Origin of the sequence: Pontibacter virosus, assembly GCF_003096355.1 — a bacterium.
Taxonomy (GTDB): Bacteria; Bacteroidota; Bacteroidia; order Cytophagales; family Hymenobacteraceae; genus Pontibacter; species Pontibacter virosus.
The window spans coordinates 89,383-111,862 of sequence record NZ_QEKI01000005.1; the positions used below are offsets into that span (position 1 = coordinate 89,383).

Annotated in this window: 16 protein-coding genes; 7 read left to right on the forward strand and 9 right to left on the reverse strand. The window is 51.6% G+C overall.

The annotated features are described in order from the left end of the window. Window positions 1–46 precede the first annotated feature (46 nt). Window positions 47–1,660, forward strand: a complete 1,614-nt coding sequence (gene ftsZ / locus C8E01_RS09380; RefSeq protein ID WP_116543113.1) for a cell division protein FtsZ — start codon at window positions 47–49, stop codon at window positions 1,658–1,660. A 442-nt stretch (window positions 1,661–2,102) separates the two neighbouring features. Here ftsZ and C8E01_RS09385 read toward each other — a convergent pair whose 3' ends face one another. The 4 genes from C8E01_RS09385 to C8E01_RS09400 form a co-directional block, all read right to left on the reverse strand. After that, window positions 2,103–2,627 carry an NADPH-dependent FMN reductase gene (locus C8E01_RS09385; RefSeq protein WP_116543114.1) on the reverse strand — a complete coding sequence of 175 codons (525 nt, stop codon included), beginning with the start codon at window positions 2,625–2,627 and terminating at the stop codon, window positions 2,103–2,105. Window positions 2,628–2,775: 148 nt separating this feature from the next. Then, window positions 2,776–3,528: a succinate dehydrogenase/fumarate reductase iron-sulfur subunit gene (locus C8E01_RS09390; protein WP_116543115.1), complete on the reverse strand. Its 753-nt coding sequence runs from the start codon at window positions 3,526–3,528 to the stop codon at window positions 2,776–2,778. 123 nt (window positions 3,529–3,651) lie between these two features. Next, entirely contained in the window at window positions 3,652–5,586 is a 1,935-nt protein-coding gene (locus C8E01_RS09395; RefSeq protein ID WP_116543116.1) for a fumarate reductase/succinate dehydrogenase flavoprotein subunit, read from the reverse strand. 20 nt (window positions 5,587–5,606) lie between these two features. Further along, on the reverse strand, window positions 5,607–6,287 hold the full coding sequence (locus C8E01_RS09400) for a succinate dehydrogenase cytochrome b subunit (RefSeq protein ID WP_116543117.1): 681 nt from the start codon (window positions 6,285–6,287) through the stop codon (window positions 5,607–5,609). 258 nt (window positions 6,288–6,545) lie between these two features. On the opposite strand from C8E01_RS09400, the gene C8E01_RS09405 reads away from it, so the two are divergent. The 3 genes from C8E01_RS09405 (at window position 6,546) to fabD (ending at window position 10,875) form a co-directional block, all read left to right on the forward strand. Then, window positions 6,546–9,278 carry a T9SS type B sorting domain-containing protein gene (locus C8E01_RS09405; RefSeq protein ID WP_116543118.1) on the forward strand — a complete coding sequence of 911 codons (2,733 nt, stop codon included), beginning with the start codon at window positions 6,546–6,548 and terminating at the stop codon, window positions 9,276–9,278. Further along, window positions 9,278–9,706 (forward strand): thiol-disulfide oxidoreductase DCC family protein, encoded by a 429-nt coding sequence (locus C8E01_RS09410; RefSeq protein WP_116543119.1) that lies wholly within the window; start codon window positions 9,278–9,280, stop codon window positions 9,704–9,706. Before C8E01_RS09405 ends, C8E01_RS09410 begins: the two co-directional genes overlap by 1 nt. 287 nt (window positions 9,707–9,993) lie before the next feature. After that, entirely contained in the window at window positions 9,994–10,875 is an 882-nt protein-coding gene (fabD, locus tag C8E01_RS09415; RefSeq protein ID WP_116543120.1) for an ACP S-malonyltransferase, read from the forward strand. A 93-nt stretch (window positions 10,876–10,968) separates the two neighbouring features. Here the strand turns inward: fabD and C8E01_RS09420 are convergent, their stop codons facing one another. The 3 genes from C8E01_RS09420 to C8E01_RS09430 all read right to left on the reverse strand — a co-directional run bounded on the left by C8E01_RS09420 (window position 10,969) and on the right by C8E01_RS09430 (window position 13,089). Then, window positions 10,969–11,622: a hypothetical protein gene (locus C8E01_RS09420; RefSeq protein WP_243409505.1), complete on the reverse strand. Its 654-nt coding sequence runs from the start codon at window positions 11,620–11,622 to the stop codon at window positions 10,969–10,971. 122 nt (window positions 11,623–11,744) lie between these two features. Next, window positions 11,745–12,239, reverse strand: coding sequence for a 2-amino-4-hydroxy-6-hydroxymethyldihydropteridine diphosphokinase (gene folK / locus C8E01_RS09425; protein WP_116543121.1), 495 nt, complete (start codon window positions 12,237–12,239; stop codon window positions 11,745–11,747). Beyond that, on the reverse strand, window positions 12,232–13,089 hold the full coding sequence (locus C8E01_RS09430) for an alpha/beta hydrolase family protein (RefSeq protein WP_116543122.1): 858 nt from the start codon (window positions 13,087–13,089) through the stop codon (window positions 12,232–12,234). The genes folK and C8E01_RS09430 overlap by 8 nt, the downstream gene beginning before the upstream one ends. Window positions 13,090–13,268: 179 nt before the next feature. On the opposite strand from C8E01_RS09430, the gene C8E01_RS09435 reads away from it, so the two are divergent. Both C8E01_RS09435 and C8E01_RS09440 read left to right on the forward strand, forming a co-directional pair. After that, window positions 13,269–14,249, forward strand: coding sequence for a polyprenyl synthetase family protein (locus tag C8E01_RS09435; RefSeq protein WP_116543123.1), 981 nt, complete (start codon window positions 13,269–13,271; stop codon window positions 14,247–14,249). A gap of 333 nt (window positions 14,250–14,582) precedes the next feature. Continuing rightward, entirely contained in the window at window positions 14,583–15,206 is a 624-nt protein-coding gene (locus C8E01_RS09440) for a class I SAM-dependent methyltransferase (protein ID WP_116543124.1), read from the forward strand. A gap of 182 nt (window positions 15,207–15,388) precedes the next feature. Here C8E01_RS09440 and C8E01_RS09445 read toward each other — a convergent pair whose 3' ends face one another. Further along, complete coding sequence (locus C8E01_RS09445; protein WP_116543125.1) at window positions 15,389–16,567, reverse strand: peroxiredoxin family protein; 1,179 nt, start codon at window positions 16,565–16,567, stop codon at window positions 15,389–15,391. A 257-nt stretch (window positions 16,568–16,824) separates the two neighbouring features. Here C8E01_RS09445 and C8E01_RS09450 point away from each other — a divergent pair, with 257 nt between their 5' ends. Beyond that, the gene (locus C8E01_RS09450) at window positions 16,825–19,104 is read left to right on the forward strand and encodes an aconitate hydratase (RefSeq protein WP_116543126.1); all 2,280 of its coding nucleotides are present in this window, start codon (window positions 16,825–16,827) and stop codon (window positions 19,102–19,104) included. A gap of 108 nt (window positions 19,105–19,212) precedes the next feature. On the opposite strand, the gene C8E01_RS22105 is transcribed toward C8E01_RS09450, so the two are convergent. Further along, window positions 19,213–22,461: a S8 family serine peptidase gene (locus C8E01_RS22105; RefSeq protein ID WP_317046901.1), complete on the reverse strand. Its 3,249-nt coding sequence runs from the start codon at window positions 22,459–22,461 to the stop codon at window positions 19,213–19,215. Between the last annotated feature and the right edge of the window lie 19 nt (window positions 22,462–22,480).

The window sequence follows — 22,480 nt, forward strand, 5'->3', positions numbered from 1 at the left end:
TTAGAAGCATAATTATTAGAAACCCATAATAGCAGGAGATTTTAGCATGACATCAATGTACAGTTTTGACCTGCCGGCAAGCGGCAAGTCCATCATCAAGGTGATTGGCGTCGGAGGTGGAGGCAGCAACGCGGTGAACTTCATGTACGGCCAAGGTATCAAGGACGTAGAGTTTGTGATTTGCAACACGGATATGCAGGCCTTGAAAAGCAGCAGTGTGCCCAACAGACTCCAGATTGGCCTGAACCTGACTGAAGGTCTGGGAGCCGGAGCCAACCCTGAAAAAGGAAAGCACGCCGCCCTCGAAAGCAAGGAAGAAATACGTGAGCTACTCAGCAACGATACTAAAATGGTGTTTATCACAGCCGGTATGGGCGGTGGTACTGGTACTGGTGCGGCTCCTGTTATTGCTAAAGTTGCGAAAGAACTGGGTATCTTAACGGTAGGTATCGTAACGGCACCATTTGCTTTCGAAGGCAGAAAGAAAAAGATCGCCGCTGAAAACGGTATCAAAGAACTGAGCGAAAACTGCGACACGATACTCGTTATCCTCAATGACAAGCTGCGTGAGATGTTCGGTAACCTGGCGATCCGTGAGGCTTTCGCGAAGGCCGACAACGTGCTGACCACAGCCGCTAAATCTATTGCTGAAATCATTACCGTTACAGCCGAGATCAACGTCGACTTCGAAGACGTGAAAACGGTTATGAAAGATTCTGGAGCTGCAGTGATGGGTTCTGCAACGACAGAAGGCGAGGGGCGTGCGCTCCGAGCTGCTGAAGAGGCGCTTTCTTCTCCATTGCTAAACAACACCGATATTCACGGTGCTCAGAAAATCCTTCTTTCTATTATGTCTGGTGACCAGGCTGAACTGGAAATGGATGAGTTGACTGAGATCACTGAATACATCCAGGACAAAGCCGGCCAGGAGGCAGAGGTAATTTTTGGTCACGGTATCGACTCTTCGCTGGGTCAGAGCATCCGCGTGACGGTAATCGCCACTGGTTTCGCCAGCACTGCTGAAGCGATCATCGAGCCAAAAAAAACAGTCTTTGACCTGGAGAGCCAAAAAAAAATTGAGGTAGCTGAGCCAGCCAAGCCGGAGCAGCCTAAAATGGTGAACTTCGTGCCTGAGCCTGTGGTAGCGCCTGTCGCTACACCTCAGCCGCCGCAGCCTGTGCAGCAGCAGTTCGAGATTCGCCGTCCGATGGTGGAGCAGCCGCAACAACCTGTTCAGCCACAGGCCCCGCAGCAACAGCAGTACCAGCAGCCACAGGCGCCTCAGCCACAGCAGCCAGCACAGCAACCGCAGCGTCGCGTTTTTAACCTGGAGGGCTCTGCTACACAGGAGTTCGGCAACGGATCTGGTGCGCAGCAGCAGGAAGACTATGCGACTCGGGAAGCCAAGCGCGTGGAAGCTGAGCGTGAGCTGATGAGGCAAAAAGCCATTGAGCGCCGTGAGCGCCTGAAAATGCTGAGCACTGATATGACGACGAGCGAAGCGATGAAAGAAAAAATGGATGTGCCGGCTTACCTGCGCCGCAACGTGGCTCTGGATTCAGTGGCGCACTCTTCCGAGCGCAACATATCCCGTTTCAACCTGAACGATGACAACGAGATACTGGGCGACAACCGTTTCCTGCATGACAATGTAGACTAATCATTTATCCTGTTTTCTAATAATGTAAAGAGCCCGCAACTATTGCGGGCTCTTTTGCTTTAGACCTTACTTGTTCAATACCTATACCTGCATCCTTAAAATACCTAGCCTTCACAAAAAATCATAATTTTCTAACCTGTGCTTCCACAGCTTGACTAGAATAGGCTTGAAACCACAATAGTAGGTATAAGCAGAAGTATCAGGAGCTTTACAGCATGCAGGTATATGCTAGATGCAGGCAGTCGCAAGGCCTTAAGTATAGTCCAGAGAGCCAGGTTTGCGATTAGAAGCAGGGTATAGCCGAATTATAAATAGGACTGGAGCCTTGTCATTGCCAGTCCATACCTTGTAAACCAGCGTAACAACAACTGCCAGATTAACCAGTACTACGAGTAAAAGATGGTAGTGCATTTGTAGCTCAATATTAGGTATAGCTATGCACTTAGAAATGGATAAACTGATCAATCTGCTGATTCAGTAACTCCAGGTATAGCTCGTTTGTGATGGCAGTACCATCAAAATTTTTCTCGATCTGGGCGAGTCGGGGCTTAAGTGCCAACACGTGCATCCCCAGGTAATTAAAGATATCCGTCAGGTGACTCATGGCCAGACCGCTGCCTTGTACGCCAGAAGACAAACCTACCAGGGCCGCCTTCTTGTTGCGAAAAGTGTTCGGATAGGAGAGGCCGTCTATAAAAGCCTTCAGCACGCCAGGGAAAGATCCGTTGTATTCTGGTACGATGAACACAAACTTTTCTGAATCACCAATAACAGCGCTTAGTTCATTAAAGGTCTGGTTTGTGCCTATGTTGTCGTAGAGAGCGGTAGTCGTAAAGTCGGCGGGGAGGTCGGCCAGGTCCAGTATCTGGCTTTCTATCCGGCGTTCATCCAACAGTCTGGCATATAGGTTAGCTACGGCTCTGGAGTTGGAGGATGGTCTGTTTGTGCCCGTTATAATGGTGATCATGGTTGGATGTAGGTGTTTTCGTATAAACAGCCGCCAGTTGCTACTGTTTGCAAGTTGATGTGGATATCAGAATAATTGTGCGAATATAAAAGCAAAAGGCGAGAACAGTTTCCTGTCTCGCCTTTAAAGCTTAGTAGAATCAGGTTAACTATACGTTGTCGGAGGTAGCCTTTGCGCCCAGGTACTCACGGTTCATCATGGCAATGTTATCCAGCGAAATGCCTACAGGGCACTCAGCAGCACAAGCACCTATGTTAGAGCAGGCACCAAAGCCTTCCACGTCCATCTGAGCCACCATGTTCTCAACGCGTGTTTTAGCTTCTACTTTGCCCTGAGGCAGCATGGCCAGCTGCGATACCTTCGCGCTCACGAACAGCATGGCAGAGGCGTTTTTGCAAGCCGCTACGCAAGCGCCACAACCAATACAGGTAGCTGCGTCAAACGCCTTGTCAGCGATTGTCTTAGGTATAGCAATCTCGTTTGCGTCTGGCACGCCGCCTGTGTTCACAGACACGTAACCACCCGCCTGTTGAATGCGGTCAAAGGCAGAACGGTCTACGATCAGGTCTTTGTGTACCGGGAATGCGGCCGCTCTCCAAGGTTCGATCGTGATGGTATCGCCGTGGTTGAAGTGACGCATGTGCAACTGGCACGTGGTGGTGCCACGCTCCGGACCGTGTGCACGGCCGTTGATGAACAAGCTGCACATACCGCATATACCTTCTCGGCAGTCGTGGTCGAAGGCAACAGGCTCCTGACCTGCTACCAGTAGTTCTTCGTTCAGCACGTCCAGCATCTCCAGGAAAGACATATCCGGGGATATGTTCTTAAGTGGGTAGGTTACCAGCTGACCTGCAGAGTTTTTATCTTTTTGGCGCCAAATCTTCAATGTGAGGTCCATTGGTTTAGCATTTGGATTACTTCCAGCCATTTCTTTATCAATTACGAATTAAGAATCATGAATTAAGAATTTCTAATTGCCCTTTGCTAGGCCTATTACTCATTCCTAATTATTAATTAATCATTACTTGTAGCTACGTTGCGTCAGCTTCACGTTTTCGAACTTCAGCTCTTCCTTATGCAGGATCGGCTGCCCGCTGGTGCCGGCATACTCCCAGGCTGCCACATAGGCAAAGTTCTCATCGTCACGCAGGGCTTCGTTCTCCGGCGTCTGGTATTCCTCGCGGAAGTGACCGCCACAAGACTCGTTTCTGTGCAGAGCGTCGTCTACCATCAGCTCGCCCAGTTCCAGGAAGTCAGCCACGCGGTGCGCTTTCTCCAGTGTCTGGTTTAGTTCTTCGTTAACACCCGTCACTTTCACGTTCTGCCAGAACTCGTCGCGCAGCTTGCGGATTTCCTGCTTGGCAAACTGAAGGCCTTCAGCATTACGGGCCATACCGCAATAGTCCCACATGATCAGTCCAAGCGCCTTGTGGAAGTCATCCACCGTGCGGTTTCCTTTAATAGAAAGAAGACGGTCTGTCGTGGCTTTCACGTTCTGCTCAGCTTCTTTAAAGGCAGGGTGGTCTACGCTCACTTTATCGTAAGGCGTTTGCGCCAGGTAGTCACCGATCGTGTAAGGTATCACAAAGTAGCCGTCTGCCAGACCCTGCATCAGTGCCGAAGCACCGAGGCGGTTAGCACCGTGGTCAGAGAAGTTACACTCGCCCGTTGCGTACAGACCCGGTATGTTGGTCATCAGGTTGTAATCTACCCACAGGCCACCCATTGTATAGTGTACGGCAGGGTAGATGCGCATTGGCTTTTCGTACGGGTTCTCATCCGTGATCTTGGCATACATCTCGAACAGGTTACCATACTTGGCTGCGATCGCAGGCTGGCCTTCACGCTTGATGGCGTCAGCGAAGTCCAGGTATACGGCCAGGCCAGAAGAACCCACGCCACGTCCCTCGTCACACATCAGTTTCGCGTTACGCGAAGCCACGTCGCGTGGCACCAGGTTACCGAAAGCAGGATACTTACGCTCCAGGTAGTAGTCGCGGTCTTCTTCTTTTATGTCGTTCACCGAAATCTCACCCTTGCGCAGACGCTGGGCAATTTCAACCGTTTTAGGTACCCACACACGTCCGTCGTTACGCAGCGATTCTGACATCAGCGTCAGTTTGGACTGGTACTCTCCGGATACTGGTATACAGGTAGGGTGAATCTGGGTGAAGCAAGGGTTGGCGAACAAAGCACCTTTCTTGTGCGCTCTCCAGGCTGCTGTAGCGTTAGAGCCCATTGCGTTGGTAGAAAGGAAGAATACGTTGCCATAACCGCCTGTTGCCAGCACCACAGCGTGTGCGCTGTGCGATTCCACTTTACCTGTGATCAGGTTACGTACCACGATACCGCGGGCTTTGCCGTCCACCATGACCAGGTCCAGCATTTCGGTGCGTGGGAACATCTTCACCTTACCGTAGGCAATCTGACGGTTCAGGGCAGAGTATGCACCCAGCAACAACTGCTGTCCGGTTTGGCCACGGGCGTAGAACGTACGCGATACCTGCGCACCACCGAATGAACGGTTGGCCAGCAATCCGCCGTATTCACGGGCGAAAGGAACACCCTGCGCCACGCACTGGTCAATGATGTCAACTGACACCTGCGCCAGGCGATACACGTTAGCCTCACGTGCGCGGTAGTCACCACCTTTAATGGTGTCGTAGAACAGACGGAAGATCGAGTCGCCGTCGTTTTGGTAGTTTTTAGCGGCGTTGATACCACCCTGTGCAGCGATCGAGTGCGCACGGCGTGGGGAGTCCTGGAAACAGAACGCCTTCACGTTATAGCCCAGTTCGCCGAGTGTGGCAGCGGCAGAAGCACCGGCAAGGCCAGTACCTACTACAATAATGTCGTATTTGCGTTTATTGGCTGGGTTCACCAGCTTCACATTGAATTTATGCTTGTCCCACTTCTCAGCCAAAGGCCCTTCGGGGATTCTTGAATCTAATATCATAGTAACTTTACTAGCTTAAATTACATGTTAACGAAGAAAAAGAAGTAGAGCGGAATAATCGCGAAACCCAGGCTGATGAGGACAGAGAAAGCAACGCCAAACGTCTTGATGAACGGCGTGTATTTTCTGTGCGTAAGGCCAAGCGACTGGAAAGCACTCTGAAAACCATGGATCAGGTGGAAAGCCAAAGCGACCATCGAGATAACATAGAGGGCTACGTAGATCGGGTTCTTAAACGCATAGGCCACTTCACTGTACAGGTTCAAATACTCCTTATTCGGAACACCCTCTAACTCACCAAAGCGAGCCGGCACAAAGAAATTCCATAAGTGTACGAGCAGGAAAATAAGGATAATAGTGCCCAGCAGACCCATGTTACGTGAAGACCAGTTAGAGTTTTCCTGAGGGTGATTCTCTGCGTAACCGACAGGGCGCGCGGCCTTGTTGCGGCGGGTCAGCACAATGGCGTCGTAGATGTGGAACAAGAATCCGAGTACCAGCACTATTTCCATTGTACGGATAACCGGATTGTTAGCCATAAAATGGGAGTAGGTATTAAAGGCATCGCCACCGTCCTGGTAGAAGAGCGTGAGGTTACCTACCAGGTGCACCACCAGGAAAGAGCACAGGAAAAGACCTGTGATAGACATGATGAGTTTGCGGCCGATTGTACTGGAAAACGTTTTAGTAAACCAATTCATCTGTATTTGTTAGAAGGTTAAGTAATGAATGCTTTTTAATGCCCAAAGGTACAAGCGGAGCCTGTATAAAACAATTAAATAGCATATTTTGAATCAATCTAAATTGCAATGCGTAGGACTGAAAACCATATATTATAAACCTACTTTTCTCGCTTTTGTTGATAATAAAAAGGTAAAAATTCAGTTTTCATTTTACCTTTGTTCAGCGCCAAATCTAACTCTACGCTTATGCCAAATAGTTTACGCTTGAGCTGTTGCTTGCCTGGCCGCCTTGTGCTGTTGGTATTGATGTTGTTGTTGGGATATGCGAACGAGGCGCAGGCTACTCACATCCGGGCAGGGGACATCACCGCCCGTCGGGACACTGGCCCTAATCCGAACCCCCGAAAGTTCTTTTTCACCATGGTGATGTACACCAAAACCTCCTCCACAGCCGATGACCCCTTTGTGTTCATCACGATGGGGGATGGGCAGACAGTTCGGGTAGAACGCCTGTCCGTAACAAACATTAAACCAGATGTAGACCGCGAGGTTTTTGAGTGGGAGTATACCTTTCCGGCCAACGGTACCTATACCGTAACATGGGTAGGTGAGAACCGGAACGGGGGGATCCTGAACATGGCCGCCCCAACCGATCAGCTGACCTTTGCCATCTCCACGACGATATCGATTAACCCGCTCCGGGGCCTGAATAGTACACCCATACTGCAGGTGGCCCCAATTGATGAAGCAACTGCCGGTGAGCGTTGGGTGCATAACCCGGGAGCGATCGATGCTGACGGCGACAGCCTTGCCTACCGCCTGATACAGCCGCAGCACCGCAACCAGCAAACCGGCACGATCACCAACGTGCCCGGCTACCGCGATCCGCATACAGTTGATAACTGCCGCAACTCCACTAACACCGGACCTTCGACTTTTACCCTCGACCCCATTACCGGGCAACTCACCTGGGATGCCCCCTGCCGACTGGGAGAATATAACGTGGCCTTTGTGGTAGAGGAATGGCGTACAACAGGAGCTGCCCCTGTGCTGATCAGCACGGTCGTGCGCGACATGCAGATCCTGGTAGTCGATGCCCGCAACCGCCCACCGGTGCTGGTGCCCCGTGACACCTGTATCGTGGCTGGCGAAACGCTGCGCACCACCATCACGGCTACCGACCCGGATGGCCATTTGATCAATCTAACGGTACCGGGTACGGGTGGCATACTGCCTCCGGCTACTTTCAGAGGGACTGTCAACCAACCGGGGCGCGCCGCCGGGCAATTGGTATGGAACACTTCCTGCAACGATGTGCGCGCTAACCCATACCAACTAATTTTCAGAGCTGAAGATAACCCGCCTCCACCTTCCAGGCAACTGGCTGACTTGCAGCCTTACCGCATCACGGTCATCGGTCCGGCTCCGCAGAACCTGCTGGCCACTGGCGAAGACCGTTCTGTTCGCCTGACCTGGGACAGCTACATCTGCCAGAATGCCTCTACCATCCGCATTTACAGGCGGGAGGGGCCATCGGGCTGGCGACCAGGGCCTTGCGAAACCGGTGTTCCTGCCAGTACGGGTTTTGTACTGATCGGCGAAGTAGGCAAGGAAGCAACGGAGTTTTTAGACAATAACAACGGCCAAGGACTAACCGCCGGGGCAGAGTATTGCTATGTAATTTATGCAGAGTTCCCAAGACCTGCCGGCGGACAAAGTATAGCATCGTTGGAGGCCTGTGTCGTGCTGGAGCGTGACATACCTTACATTACGAATGTAACAGTGGACCGCACCGATGCAACCAATGGGCAGATCACCGTTCGCTGGACGCAGCCTGGCGCAGGCATTGAGCGCCTGAATCCTCCGTTTGAGTACAGGCTATACCGCAAAGTAGGGCAGGAGTCGGGAGGGGCTTATCAGCAGGTGTTCTCCTCACGCAGACTGAGCGATACGGTATATGTGAACAGCGGGCTGAATACCGAGGCAAACGCCTACCGGTATAAACTTGAGTTTTACAGTACGCGTGCACCGGGCGGCCCAACACCGAATGTACTGCGCGATTCGACTTCGGCCTCCAGCGTGCGACTGGCAGCTGAGGCCCAGAGTACGGGCGATGAACTGGCTGTGTCGCTCAACTGGACTTATAATGTGCCATGGCGAAATGAAGTGCTCGAGCACCAGATTTTCAGGGTAGTAGAAGGTGAACTGGTTCAGGTTGGAAGCGTAACGGCATCGGCTAGCAGCGGTACTTTCGTGGACATGGGCACTGCCGCGGCGCCATTGGAGCGTGGGCAAACTTACTGTTACGTGGTGCGCACCCAGGGCACTTATCAGATAGATGGACTGCCGGAGCCACTGCAGAACCTGAGCCAGGAAGTATGTGTGGAATTACCGCTCGTTATCTGTCCGCCGGAGCTGACCCTGGATGTGCTGAACTGTGAGGCCTTCTTTGCAAACCCAACCCGGCCGCCTTACCAGAATGTGCTGAACTGGGTGCCGAAGATCGGAGACGGGTGCACAGACGAGATCGACTTCTATACGGTATACTTCAGAGGGCCGGGCGAGACGGAATACCGCGCCATCGCTACCACCAAAGAAACCACCTATACCCATACCGGGCTGGAGTCATTTGCAGCCTGCTATTACGTGACGGCCACCAGCATGACAGGGGAGGAGAGCGAGCCGAGCAACGAAGAGTGTAAGGACAACTGCTTCTTCTTCGAGTTGCCGAACATCATCACACCAAACGCTGACGGCAAAAATGATGTGTTCAAGCCAGATCCGAGGGCCGCGTTTATACGTTCCACAACCTTTAAGGTATTCAACCGATGGGGTGTAAAGGTATACGAAAGCAGTGCAGATGCGTATATCAACTGGCCGGGCACCGATAACGATGGTAAGCGCCTCACGGATGGGGTTTACTATTACGAGGCCGAGGTGGAGTTTATATCCATTGAACCGAACCGCAGCCGCAGTAAGTACAAAGGCTGGGTAGAAATAGTACGCTAATGACAAAAGAGGAACTGGTCCGGCTGCAGGGTTTGCCCATCGTGTTTTACGATGGCACCTGCGGCTTTTGCCAGGCCAGCATTCAGATCGTCTTGAAGTATAACAAGCAGCAAAACCTGTATTTTGCTGCCTTGCAGTCCGGATTGGTGGAGCAGCTCGTGCCGCAGCAGCTTATACCTGATCCACTGCCCGATTCCATTCTTTTCTTTGAAAACGGCCAGCTCTACACCGAGTCAGAAGCCGCCCTTCGCATTGCCCGCCATCTCAATTTTCCGTGGTCGGTGCTTTACTATTTTAGGTTTATTCCCTTATCTTTCCGCGATTTTGTGTACCGCTTCATCGCGAAACACCGCTACCGCATCGCCGGCCGTAACGAAGCCTGCATGCTGCCCAGCCCCGAAGAAAGGGCCCGGTTTGTGGCTTATTAAATTGTTAAATTGTTGATGGTTAAATGGTTGTTGGGACTTTGCCTGGCTGAACGGTTATTGGCTGTGTTGTTGGATTCTATACTTTGGAGACAGGTATAGGTGAGAACAGGTATAGACAGTGGTGAACGTTGGCTATACCTGAAAACTTAAAGAGGTCGGCGGGTATAGGCACAGGTCAGGTATAGATCGGGCCTCGCAGTATACACCTGGTTTTTTACCTGTTTAACAATTTAACCATCAATAATTTATCAATTTAACAATTGACAATAAACACTCAACAATAAAGAATGAAAAAGGCATACGTTTTCCCGGGACAGGGTTCTCAGTTTGTGGGTATGGGCAAGGACCTGTATGAGCAGCACGAGACAGCGCGTCAGCTGTTTGACAAAGCAAACGAGATCCTGGGGTTCAACATTACAGAGATCATGTTCAGTGGCACGGATGAGGAGCTGAAGCAGACCAGAGTAACACAGCCAGCCATTTTCCTGCACTCAGTGGCGCAGGCCGCTGTTGCACAGGAATTCAACCCCGATATGGTAGCCGGTCACTCGCTTGGCGAGTTTTCTGCCTTGGTAGCCAGCAAAGTATTGAGTTTTGAGGACGGCCTGAGACTGGTGTATAAAAGAGCAATGGCGATGCAGGCGGCCTGCGAAGCCAACCCATCCACTATGGCTGCTATTCTTGGCCTGGAAGATGCGAAAGTAGAAGAGGTGTGTGCCGCCGTAGAAGGGGAAGTGGTAGTGGCTGCTAACTACAACTGCCCTGGTCAGTTGGTGATCTCCGGTTCTAACAAAGGTATAGAGATTGCCTGTGAGAAAATGAAGGAAGCCGGTGCCAAACGCGCCCTGCCACTACCAGTAGGTGGTGCTTTCCACTCGCCGCTCATGAAGCCGGCAGAAGTGGAACTGGCCAAGGCCATCAACGAAACGACCTTCAGCCAGGGCATTTGCCCGATCTACCAGAACGTAGACGCCATGCCGCATACCGATCCGGAAGAGATCAAGCAAAACCTGATCAGCCAGCTGACCGCACCTGTGCGATGGACCCAATCGGTACAGCAGATGGTGGCCGATGGCGCTACGCACTTTGTAGAGTGCGGCCCGGGTAAAGTGTTGCAGGGACTCGTGAAAAAGATCGAACGCACAGCGGAGGTAAGCTCTGTGGTATAATGCTCCAGGTATAATTTAAAAAGACCATTGCGGCCTCGGCTGCAATGGTCTTTTTTTATGAGCTTTCTTTCAATGACGGCACCTAGGTATACACTACCGACCATTCTCGTCCACGGCCATTGGGATCACTCCCATTTGGCTTAACTCGTCCGATAGTTTCAGGAGCTCGTTTTTGATGATATCGCTTTGCTGCAGCTGCTGTTCCGGAAGGCTGATCACACGCGACAGGTATAGGTTCTCTTTTAAATGAAGCTCTTGCATAAGCCGGTCCAGTAACGCCTGGTTTTGGCCTATGTAGATAAGTGGCGAGAGCTCGATCTGAACATTTTGCTGCTTCGGGTTGATGATATTTACCCTGAAAAAATAATCGCCAACTTTGCCGAACAAGTAGGTCGAGATCTCCTTCACGATGGCATTGTATCCTTCAACAGCCCCATTAAAATGAAGCGACGTGAAAGCAGGGAAGTCGTACAGTCGCTTTTTCTTCAGGAGCTTCTCGTAGTTGTTTAGCAGCAGCAGGATAATGACGCCCAACGCTACAAAGGCCGCAACAAGGGCTTTTTCCGGTATTTGCTGGCTAAACGTTTCCATGGGCAAACGCTGCCTGAAAAGGGCAGGTATAAATGTAAAGGGAAGGACCAGTATAAACACAACCAGAAAGCCCCGCAAAAGGCTTTTCTTTTCATTGGTGATGATGGTGAGCAGGTCGTTCATATGCTGTTTGGGAGAGGCGTAAAACAGACGCATCAGATCACGTATACTTCCTAAGTATAGTCAACTCACAATATAAGTAAAATTTTGTTTTTACGGCTTAGCCAAGGCTTAAAGTAAGGTATTTTTAGAAAAAATCACAGCCATGTTACATGCCCTTAGTCTGCAGCCGAAATGTAGGGGTGAACGGGGAGTTTATCAGGGCAATCCTGTAGGAGCTGTATTACCGGCTGGTTCAGCACCGGGTGTAGCAGCTGCGGTGCGATCTCGCTTAGCGGCAGGAGTGTGAACCGGCGCAGGTGCAGCTGCGGGTGAGGAATGGTCAGGCGCTGCGTCTGCATGGCCAGCTGGTCGTAGAACAAGATGTCGATGTCGATGACGCGGGCGCCCCAGTGCTCGTGACGGATGCGCCCTAAATCCAGCTCGATCTGGTTTATACCTTGCAGCACCTGCTCGGGACTTAGTGCGGTCTGCACCTCCAGTACCTGGTTCAGGAAAGCGGGTTGGTCGGTATTACCCCAGGCGGCGGTTTCGTAAAGGGAGGAGCTTTGCACGATCGGGCCAATTTGGGCGGCAATACGTTCGCGGGCCTGGGACAGGTATAGCGGGCGGTCACCGAGGTTGCCGCCCAGGAGCAGGTATAGCTTAGGCATGTTTGTTGAAAAAGGCGATGCTGAGGTCGGCTGCGGCTTTGGCTGCTGTGGGCAAAACTTCCTGTTCGTAGGGGTGCTGTCCTCCAAAAGAATGATCGGCGCCTGGTAACAGGTGCAGTTCGGCATCCGGCTTCCAGGTATGCAGGTCGTGGGCCATTTGCACGGGCAGGGTTTCGTCTTCTTCACCATGCAGGATCAGCAGGGGCTGTTGCATTTTTTGGATCACTTTCGGAATTTCGAGTCGCTCCACATTGGCCAGATAATCCTCCACGATCTGGTAGTAGAGCGGCATGCGTATACCTGTGCGGGCATTCGTCACCCACTGCACACCTTCTTTTTTCCAGGATTCCTTTTCCAGCTCGTCCCAGCGCTGGTCAAAATTATTCACGGCAGCCCAGGTGGCCAGGGCCCGTACGCGGGTGTCTTCAGCGGCCTTGAGTATAACGGATCCGCCGCCGCGGCTGTGTCCAATCAGGTAAATGCGGTTCAGGTCCAATTCATTCTGGGGAAGTGGTCCCTCTTCGTCGTGCACCAGATCGATAAGCGACTTGAGGTCTTCCAACTCAATGCTGAAGTTATTGCGCCCAAAAGCTTCCATGTCGTGCAGGTCCGAATCGTTGTCGATGCTGGTGCCGTTGTGCGAGAAGTTGAACTTGATGAACACAAAGCCTTGACTTGCGAAGTATTCTGCCAGCAGGTTGAAATGTCCCCAATCCTTGAAGCCTTTGAAACCGTGGGTATAGAGTACGAGCGGCTTTTTGTTGCCGTCCTGGTTATAGGTGGCGTCAGCGGTGAAAGGACGCTCGTGCTCCGGGTATACCACGAAGTCTACTTTGAGTGTGTCTGCCATGGTGAGATGTGCTGTGTGATCAGAAGGCAATATAGTTATTTTAAGCAAGCGGCAAACCAGCACGAGGCTGTGCTGTTGGCAAAGTATACCACCGAGCTAAACTTAGATTATTTAAACGCTGATATTGCTATACTTGTTTGGAAACGACCCCCACACCTAGTAATATTGCGGAATATCACATGAGCATTAGCCTAAAGGAAATACAAGCGCCCATTGCCCAGGAGATGGAGCTGTTCGAGAAAAAGTTCAGGACTTCGATGAAGTCCAAGGTACTGCTGCTCGATAAGATCATGGGCTATATCGTGAAGCGCAAAGGCAAGCAGATGCGGCCGATGTTCGTGTTCTTCATGGCCAAGCTTTTCCGCGGCGACGCCATCGGTGATGCTACCTACCGCGGGGCCGCTCTGATCGAGCTGCTGCACACAGCCACCCTCGTGCACGACGATGTGGTGGACGAGGCCAATTACCGCCGCGGTTTCTTCTCTGTAAACGCCCTCTGGAAAAACAAAATTGCCGTGCTGGTAGGTGATTACCTGCTCTCCAAAGGCCTGCTGCTCTCCCTGCAAAACGATGATTACGAGTTGCTCAAGATCGTGTCGAATGCCGTGAAGGAAATGAGCGAAGGGGAGCTGCTGCAGATCGAGAAAGCCCGCCGCCTGGACATTGATGAGTCAGTGTATTTCGACATCATACGCCAAAAGACCGCTTCGCTTATTGCTTCCTGTTGCGCCGTTGGCGCCGCCTCAGCTGGCGCTTCGAAAGAGGACATCGAGAAGGCCCGTTTGTTTGGCGAGAAAGTGGGTATCGCGTTTCAGATAAAAGACGATTTGTTCGACTACGGCACTGCTGAGATTGGCAAGCCCGTAGGCATCGACATCAAGGAAAAGAAGATGACCCTGCCACTGATCCACGCCTTGCGCGAAGCCGACTGGATGACCCGACGACGTGTGATCTACAATGTAAAGAACAACAACGGCGACAACAAGCGTGTGCAGCAGGTGATCGACTACGTGAAAACCTCCGGCGGTATCCAATACACCATTGAGGCCATGAACCAGTACCACGCTGAGGCACTCGCCATTCTCCATACCTTCCCCGCCTCCCCATCCCGCACCTCCCTGGAGCAACTTATTGCTTATACCATCGAGAGGGAAAAATAAATTGTTGAATTGTTGATGGTTAAATTGTTTTAACCTCGCGATACGCGTACTTTCTCACGAATGTCTGTAGTATCAGCTATACCTATACCTGACTGGCAGAGACGGATCTGACTCGTGACTCTTTTGTTATTTCGAACGCTAGTGAGAAAACTGGAGGCTACAGCCTTAAGACCTCAGATGGCTCCCGCCAGTCTGGATGACAAATATTAATCGCTGTTTTACCTGCTATACCTTTACCTGGAGCGAAAATATCTGTAAACTTTGGAGTGAAAAATGTAAGCTTAGAAGGCAGGAGCGTAGGTAATTTTGGGAGCACAAAATAACCTATGAAAAATGAGTCTCAACACAAACGCCTGGAACCGGCTGCGCTACACGGTATACCTGCCAATTTATGACCTGATTGCCGATCGCATTTTCCGCAAGTACCGCCAGCGCTCCATTGAGCTGCTGCAAGCCAAACCGAACGATGCTATCTTGATCGTCGGGGCCGGTACCGGCCTCGACCTGCCCTACCTGCAAGGCCATACCCACATCACCGCCAACGACATTACACCCGGCATGATCACCAAACTAAAAGCGCGTGCGGAACGCTTGGCTATACCTGTCAATGCCCACATGATGGACGGTCAGCAACTCAGTTACTCTGATAACAGTTTCGATGCCGTCATCCTGCACCTGATTATTGCGGTTATACCTGATCCCGTGGCATGTATACGCGAAGTGGAGCGGGTGCTGAAGCCGGGCGGCACCGTTATGGTGTTCGATAAATTTCTGCCGGATGGTCAGCAACCTTCGCTGCTGCGACGCCTCTTCAACCAGGCTGCCAGCACGCTTTTTTCGGATGTGAACCGCAGCATTGGCGACATCGTCAGCCATACCTCACTGCAAGTAGAGCTCAAAGAACCAGCTGCTTTTGGAGGCACATTCAGGATTGTGCGGCTTAGGAAACCTGAGTAAACACAGACCTACAGCAGGAGGGAAAACTGTGAAATTACTCTATGGAAAATCAAGGGTAATGAAAAGGCTAGACAGAGATACTGCCAGGTAGAAATCTAAAAATAGAAAGGCCGCTACTTCACCAGTAGCGGCCTTCGCTATACCTGCTGATCATTAAACAATCAGCAATTAACAATCAACAATTAAATCTTCTCAGCCAGCAGCTCGTCCATCGTTTTGTTAAAGTCCGCTAACCAGGCCTCGTAGTATTGGCCGGTGCCAGGACCCGAGAAACCGGTGTGGATCTTGCGCACTTTGCCCTGGCGGTCTATGAAGATAGTAGTAGGGAAGGAGAGAACGTGGTTGAGCGCTGGCAAAGCCTGAGCAGCAGCTTCCTTATCGGCCGGACCAGCATAAAGCAGATCGTACTCGATATCAAAGCGATCCTTCATTTTGGTTAGACGTGGCACGGCTTGTTCGTAGCCTTTGGTGCGCTCAAAACCAAGGCCGATGATCTCAAGGCCACGGTCTTTGTTCTTGGCATAGTAGGGCGCCAGAAACTGGGTTTCATCCATACAGTTCGGGCACCAGGAGCCCAGCAGCTGCACCAGCACCACCTTGCCTTTGTATTTCTCATCCGACAGCGACACCTTTTTTCCTTCCAGGTTAGGGAATGTAAACTCCAGCGACTCGTAGCCTGGCTTCAGGAAAGTCAGTTCGTTGGCATTGGCCAGTTGAGCGTTTTCGTTGCGTTTGGCGGTCCAAGTTTCATAGTCGTAGAGGCCGGCAAAGTACTCGCCTTTAAGTGTGCTGTCCGCTGCTGGTGTGGCTGTGAACAGGTAGTCGTGGTTGCCGTCAAAAGTAGACAGTTTCAACTCGTTGCCTTCCACCTGTCCTTCCAGGTAGCGGTAATCGCCGGTCTGCGTGATGAACGTGCCGGTTACGTGATTGTCCTTTTGCTCAAACACACCGATAGCCGGGTAGGTGTTGCCGTCCTTCTTGGTGAAATTCACTTCCCATTTACCTGTATAGTCAAAGGTGGCTGGAGCGGGATTTTCCTTGAAGCGGTTGGTCTTGCCATGCTCGGCTGTGAAGGGAACAGAGTAGGGCTTGGTCAGGTCGTTGCGGGTGAAGCGGCCAGCCATCTTGTCGCCCTCTACCTTGGCAATCAGGTCGGCGTCGAAAATGTGCAGTCGGATTCTGAGTGAGTCACCCTCCTGGTGAAACTCATCCACCAAAATACGCTCATCAGCATTCACCAGGTATAGCACGGTGTTGCCGTTCTGTTCCTCGGCTTCCATGATAAATGGAATCTCCTGGCCTTGTGCCTGCAGCACAACGCGCCACGGCCCCGGTTTGATGGTGTTATCAGTAGATGTCATAGAGCCACAAGAAGTTAATAGCTGTGTGAGAGACAAAGCCAACAACAAAATCAGCCTTGTCGGGGTATTAAAATAGGTGCGTATCATACGGCAAAATTACGAGAAGGAATCGTTAAATACGAAACATGGGAGTGAATAGCACAGACAGCGGTGGAAATGTTATATTCATCGAGGCTAATGTTGTGCTAAAACACGCATATTTCGTACATTTGTAAACTTCACAACGAAGCATTAAAAATAATAACAATAGCAAAACTATGGCATTTGATTTAGGAATGATCAAGGCAGTATATGCCGGGATGGCCGAGCGAGTGAATGCTGCCCGTAACGCAGTAGGCAGACCGCTTACCCTGACAGAGAAAATCTTGTACGCGCACCTCTACGATGGCAACGCGACACAGTCTTTTGAGCGCGGCAAGACCTATGTGGACTTTGCTCCGGACAGGGTAGCTATGCAGGACGCAACGGCACAGATGGCCTTGCTTCAGTTCATGCAGGCTGGAAAGCCTCAGGTAGCCGTGCCTTCTACCGTACATTGCGACCACCTCATTCAGGCCCGTGTGGGTGCTGACCAGGACTTGCAGGACGCTTACAGCGAAAACAAAGAGGTATATGATTTCCTTGCCTCCGTATCAAACAAATATGGCATCGGCTTCTGGAAGCCAGGTGCGGGCATCATCCACCAGGTGGTGCTGGAAAACTACGCCTTCCCAGGCGGTATGATGATCGGTACGGACTCCCACACACCAAACGCTGGTGGTCTGGGTATGGTAGCGATCGGCGTTGGTGGTGCTGATGCCGTAGACGTAATGGCCGGTATGGCCTGGGAGCTGAAGTTCCCGAAAGTGATCGGTGTAAAACTGACCGGCAAAATGAGTGGCTGGACTTCACCAAAAGACGTGATCCTGAAAGTGGCTGGTATCCTGACCGTAAAAGGTGGTACAGGCGCGATCGTGGAGTACTTCGGCGAAGGTGCTGAGTCTATGTCTTGCACGGGTAAAGGCACGATCTGTAACATGGGTGCTGAAATCGGTGCAACCACTTCGGTGTTCTCTTACGACGACAGCATGCGTGCCTACCTGCGCGCCACCAACCGCGACGAAGTGGTGGAAATGGCCGACGAGGTAGCAGCATACCTGCGCGCCGACGACGAGGTATACGCTGACCCAGCTGCTTTCTACGATCAATTGATCGAGATCGACCTGTCTACGCTGGAGCCACACGTAAACGGCCCGTTCACGCCGGATGCTGCCTGGCCAATTTCTCAGTTCGCCGCTGTTGTAAAAGAGCATAACTGGCCAGCTAAACTGGAAGTAGGTCTGATTGGTTCTTGTACAAACTCTTCTTATGAAGACCTTACCCGTTCGGCTTCTATCGCTGAGCAGGCTATATCCAAGAAACTGGTTGCACAGGCGGAGTTCACCATCACGCCAGGTTCTGAACTCGTGCGCTTCACCACAGCTCGTGACGGCTTGTTGGATACCTTCGCTCAGATGGGCGGCGTGGTACTGGCAAACGCCTGCGGACCGTGCATCGGACAGTGGGCGCGTCACACAGACGACCCTACCCGCAAAAACTCTATCATCACATCATTCAACCGGAACTTTGCCAAGCGTAACGACGGTAACCCGAACACGCACGCGTTCGTGGCTTCGCCAGAAATCGTAACGGCTTTCGCCATTGCCGGTGACCTGACTTTCAACCCACTGGTTGACAAACTGATCAACTCGGATGGTGAAGAAGTAATGCTCGATGAGCCAAGAGGTATAGAGCTTCCACCACAAGGCTTTGCCGTAGAAGACGCAGGCTACGTAGCCCCAGCGGAAGACGGCAGCAGCGTAGAGGTTGTGGTGGATCCGAAGTCTGACCGTCTGCAGTTGCTGGAAGGCTTTAAGCCATGGGAAGGCACCGACCTGAAAGGTATGAAGCTTTTGATCAAAGCACAGGGCAAGTGTACGACTGACCACATTTCCATGGCTGGTCCGTGGTTGAAGTACCGTGGTCACCTGGATAACATTTCCAACAACATGCTGATTGGTGCTATCAACGCCTTCAATGGCGAAGCCAACAAGGTATACAACGATATGACGCGTGGCTATGACACCGTGCCTGCAACTGCCCGCACTTATAAAGCTGCCAGTGTCGGTACTGTGGTAGTAGGTGACGAGAACTATGGTGAGGGTTCATCTCGTGAGCACGCTGCCATGGAGCCGCGCTTCCTGGGTGTTCGTGCCGTTATCGTGAAGTCATTCGCACGTATCCACGAAACTAACCTGAAGAAGCAAGGTATGCTGGCGCTTACATTTGCCAACAAGGCCGATTATGACCTGATTGAAGAAAAAGACACCATCGATATCCTGGGTCTTGAAAACTTCACGCCGGGCCAGCCGCTGAAAGTAGTGCTTACGCACAAAGACGGTTCGCAGGATGCTTTCATGGTAAACCATACCTACAACGAAGGTCAGATCGAGTGGTTCAAGGCTGGTTCAGCACTTAACCTGATCCGTTTGCAGAGCAAGCAGTCTACTAACGCTTAATTAGTATAAGCTGCCAATTAATAGAAACGCCCCACTCGAAAGAGTGGGGCGTTTTTGTTTGAATGCAGATTTACTTTTGTCAGGGTATAGCTCGCGTGAATTTTCCGACTATGGCCTGATGATCAGCAGGCGGCTCGTATTGGTATTGTCTTCGTAGGTAAGCTGCACAATGTAAAGCCCTTCTGCCAGGCCGCTCAGGTCAAAGATAGCCTTGTGCGGCAAGCGGCTGCTTAGCTTCGGACTAACCCGTCGGCCCATGGCGTCTGTCATAAACAGGGTCAGTGCGGCATCAGCCGCTGGCATGGCAACGTGTAGTTCATACACAGCCGGATTCGGGTATACCTGAAACTGTTGAGGAGCGTCCAGTGGCGGAATTACCGTTCCGCTTTGCTTTATTTCTATCCGCTGCGTGACGGTGTCTTCATTACAGTTGTAGGCATTCGACACAATTAGGGACACATTGTAAGTGCCAGGCAGCTCATAGGTATAGCTGGGGTGCTGTTCCGTGGAAGTGGCGCCATTGCCGAAATCCCATTGCCAGCTGTTGCCGTGCTCGCTTTCATTGCGGAAGTCAACGCTCTTGTTGGGCTCCAATGCTTCCTTCTGCTGCACAATGCTGAAACCGGCTACTGGAGAGTTGGCCACTTCGATCCGGAAGGGTACCAGTGGACTGTCGAATAACGAGTCGGCATTGCAAACGTACAGGACGGTGCTTGTGTCGAGTGCGGCGAGCTTGAAGTTGTTGCCAGTACCCAAGAGCTTTGTTTTGGCCTCGTCAGCGTAAAACTTAAAACGCACTCCACCTTGTGGGGCCAGACTCACCGAGGACCCAACACAGACGGTGTCATTGATGGCCAAAGGGGCGGGGCCGGCTTTCATGACCTGATATTTAGTGAGGGCAGCCCTGGCGTTCTGTCTGAGCTGTTCCAGGTCGTCACCGGCTACAATGGCAAACGAAACCATCTGGCTCTGACCCGGTGCTAGTCTGCTGGCCGTAGTGCCGACAACATGGGCCACATCATTGCCATAGCCGCTGCCCCATGCCTTTGTTCTGGCCACGCCACCCGACAGCGCCCTGTATTTCTCCTGCGTGCTAAAGCCGTCCGCAATCGCAAAAGTAGAGGAGCCTCCAGACAGGTTATCGATCGCGTAATAGGAAGGAGGGGTAACGGAAAGCAGACTGATACCGGCATAAGGCGAGGCCTGTCCCATGTTATACACATAGCCCATTTGCAGCGTTTCGTCCCAGTCGGCCACATTGAGGTAGGCGTCTGTTATATTCCAGTCGGCGAACAGCCCGGCATGCAGGGTTTCGATCGTATCGGGGGTGACATTGCGGATGCGGTACTCTAAAATGACATAGTCTGCGTCGGACGAATCGCTCCAGGCCATACCTTTGTAACTCACCTGCACACCTGCCTGGGCAGGGGCCGGGAATTTGTCGCGCATCACGCCACTGATCTCCTGGTCTGCCTCGCCTGTGTTGTGCCGCAGCCGGGCGGCGTTAACGGCTACAAAGTCATTGTCCGTTTGCCAACTCGCGTTACGCACGTTATCCGACACACGGTCTGGGGCGGTGGCAACTAATAATCCACCTTCAAAAACCAGGGAAGTGCTGCCCTTGTATGTAATGCCGATGCCCTGGCCGAAATTATAGCCATTGTACCCGAGGTTGCCTTTGCTGTTCAGGGTGATGTGCAGGTTATTAGCCGTCAGGGTCAGGTAATCAGGATTAACAGGTAGCTGGAAGTATTGAAAGTCCTCATAAGCCCCATCTGTAAATCCGACCCTGAAAGTTGCCTGGGCATTGTGGGGCGCATCAGGGAGCACCACAAACCGAAACGGCTTGCTGTGATTATTGCTTGACGCCAGCGTGCCCATGGCACCGATGTTGAGTTCGTTGTCATCCAGGACCTTGATAAAAGGGGAGGTTGAGGTGAGAGTTAATTTCAGAGCAGTAGTAGGGTCGAGGTAGTTCATCACACTGAGGTGGATAAGCAGCGTATCGCCGATCTGGGCCACTTTGTTGTCAACGACACTGAAAGAAGTACAGCGCACTGATTTGGCCTGGGTATCCCGAAGTGCTCTCTTCACGTTGAGGCGGCCTCTGCCAAGTAGTTCGTTGTAAGGTGCATTACCAGACAGGTGATAGATATTATCTGAGGTAGCTCTCAGCCTCTCTATTACCTGAACAGCGTTTAGGTGAGGCAAATGAGAACGCACCAGAGCAGCAGCACCTGCTACTTGAGGAGAAGCATAAGATGTGCCATATCCTCTGCTATAAGCATCATCTCTTGAGACAGCAGTAGTATAAATACCAGAACTGGGAGCAGTTACATCCACCTTGTAATTCCAGGTTTGGCCACTGGTTTTTACATCGTTGTTGGTCCCTCCTACCGAGAGTACATTCTCATAAGCGGCAGGATAAATATTAACTTTTGCGTTGGTATTACCGCATGCAGCTACAATGACCACATCTCGATCAAGGGCAGCATAATTGATGATGTCCTGTTCAAACTTAGAGGATCCTTCACCACCCCATGACAGGTTAATGATACTACAACCCTTGTCAGCAGCGTATACAATGGCTTCGTACCCGCCGAAGCTGCCATAATCAGTAGAAGGGAAAACCTTGACTGGCAAAAATTTGGTGTTAAAACCTACTCCTGCAATGCCTACTCCATTGTCGGCATGACCGATCGCTGCCCCGGCTACACCCACCCCATGCCCACGGTAAGGGCTGTCATCATCTGGGTTATTATCTCGGTCTGCAAAATCCCACCCGAAGAAATTATCAATAAGTCCGTCTCCGTCATTATCAATACCGTCAATAGGATCGTCGTAATTATATTTAATTTTTTGTCGAATGTCCTCGTGCGTAAGCCTGAATCCTGTGTCTAGAATACCTATTATGATGTTGGTGTCCCCTTTTTGCACAGCCCAACCGCCGTAAGCCTGTATGTTTCTCAGGTAAGCCTGCGAGGTTTTAGTGGAGTCGGAGGCGGGGTCGTTGGGTTGGTAAAGGGGCACCCGTTCGTAGAGCGGCTCTACATACTCCACCATGCCGGTTGCCAGCAGGGCTTGTTGCACAGCTTCCAGGTTGTGCGAAGGGTCGTATTTCAGCTCGTAGATAAGCGAGAGGTCCACACGGGCTTTCCGGGCGAAAGGAGCGGGGGCTTTACCCGGGAACTTCTGCTCTACTGATTTGGCTCCTACCTTTTGCAAGGCTTTTTGCATGGGGTTTCCGTTGGCCATGCGCAGCTGGTTGCCGGACTGTGGCTTGAGCTTGTAGACAACGGTATGTGGTTTAGTCGTTGTTCCTATACCTGATGGTGCGGGTAGATGCTGCGCAGCCAACAGGACCGAACTCAGGACT

What these genes read in the sequence shown, in the direction of transcription:
- ftsZ (WP_116543113.1), top strand. Translation starts at nt 47, where the DNA reads ATGACATCAATGTACAGTTTTGACCTGCCGGCAAGCGGCAAGTCCATC.
- C8E01_RS09385 (WP_116543114.1), bottom strand. Translation starts at nt 2,627, where the DNA reads ATGATCACCATTATAACGGGCACAAACAGACCATCCTCCAACTCCAGA.
- C8E01_RS09390 (WP_116543115.1), bottom strand. Translation starts at nt 3,528, where the DNA reads ATGGACCTCACATTGAAGATTTGGCGCCAAAAAGATAAAAACTCTGCA.
- C8E01_RS09395 (WP_116543116.1), bottom strand. Translation starts at nt 5,586, where the DNA reads ATGATATTAGATTCAAGAATCCCCGAAGGGCCTTTGGCTGAGAAGTGG.
- C8E01_RS09400 (WP_116543117.1), bottom strand. Translation starts at nt 6,287, where the DNA reads ATGAATTGGTTTACTAAAACGTTTTCCAGTACAATCGGCCGCAAACTC.
- C8E01_RS09410 (WP_116543119.1), top strand. Translation starts at nt 9,278, where the DNA reads ATGACAAAAGAGGAACTGGTCCGGCTGCAGGGTTTGCCCATCGTGTTT.
- fabD (WP_116543120.1), top strand. Translation starts at nt 9,994, where the DNA reads ATGAAAAAGGCATACGTTTTCCCGGGACAGGGTTCTCAGTTTGTGGGT.
- C8E01_RS09420 (WP_243409505.1), bottom strand. Translation starts at nt 11,622, where the DNA reads ATGCGTCTGTTTTACGCCTCTCCCAAACAGCATATGAACGACCTGCTC.
- folK (WP_116543121.1), bottom strand. Translation starts at nt 12,239, where the DNA reads ATGCCTAAGCTATACCTGCTCCTGGGCGGCAACCTCGGTGACCGCCCG.
- C8E01_RS09430 (WP_116543122.1), bottom strand. Translation starts at nt 13,089, where the DNA reads ATGGCAGACACACTCAAAGTAGACTTCGTGGTATACCCGGAGCACGAG.
- C8E01_RS09435 (WP_116543123.1), top strand. Translation starts at nt 13,269, where the DNA reads ATGAGCATTAGCCTAAAGGAAATACAAGCGCCCATTGCCCAGGAGATG.
- C8E01_RS09440 (WP_116543124.1), top strand. Translation starts at nt 14,583, where the DNA reads ATGAGTCTCAACACAAACGCCTGGAACCGGCTGCGCTACACGGTATAC.
- C8E01_RS09445 (WP_116543125.1), bottom strand. Translation starts at nt 16,567, where the DNA reads ATGACATCTACTGATAACACCATCAAACCGGGGCCGTGGCGCGTTGTG.
- C8E01_RS09450 (WP_116543126.1), top strand. Translation starts at nt 16,825, where the DNA reads ATGGCATTTGATTTAGGAATGATCAAGGCAGTATATGCCGGGATGGCC.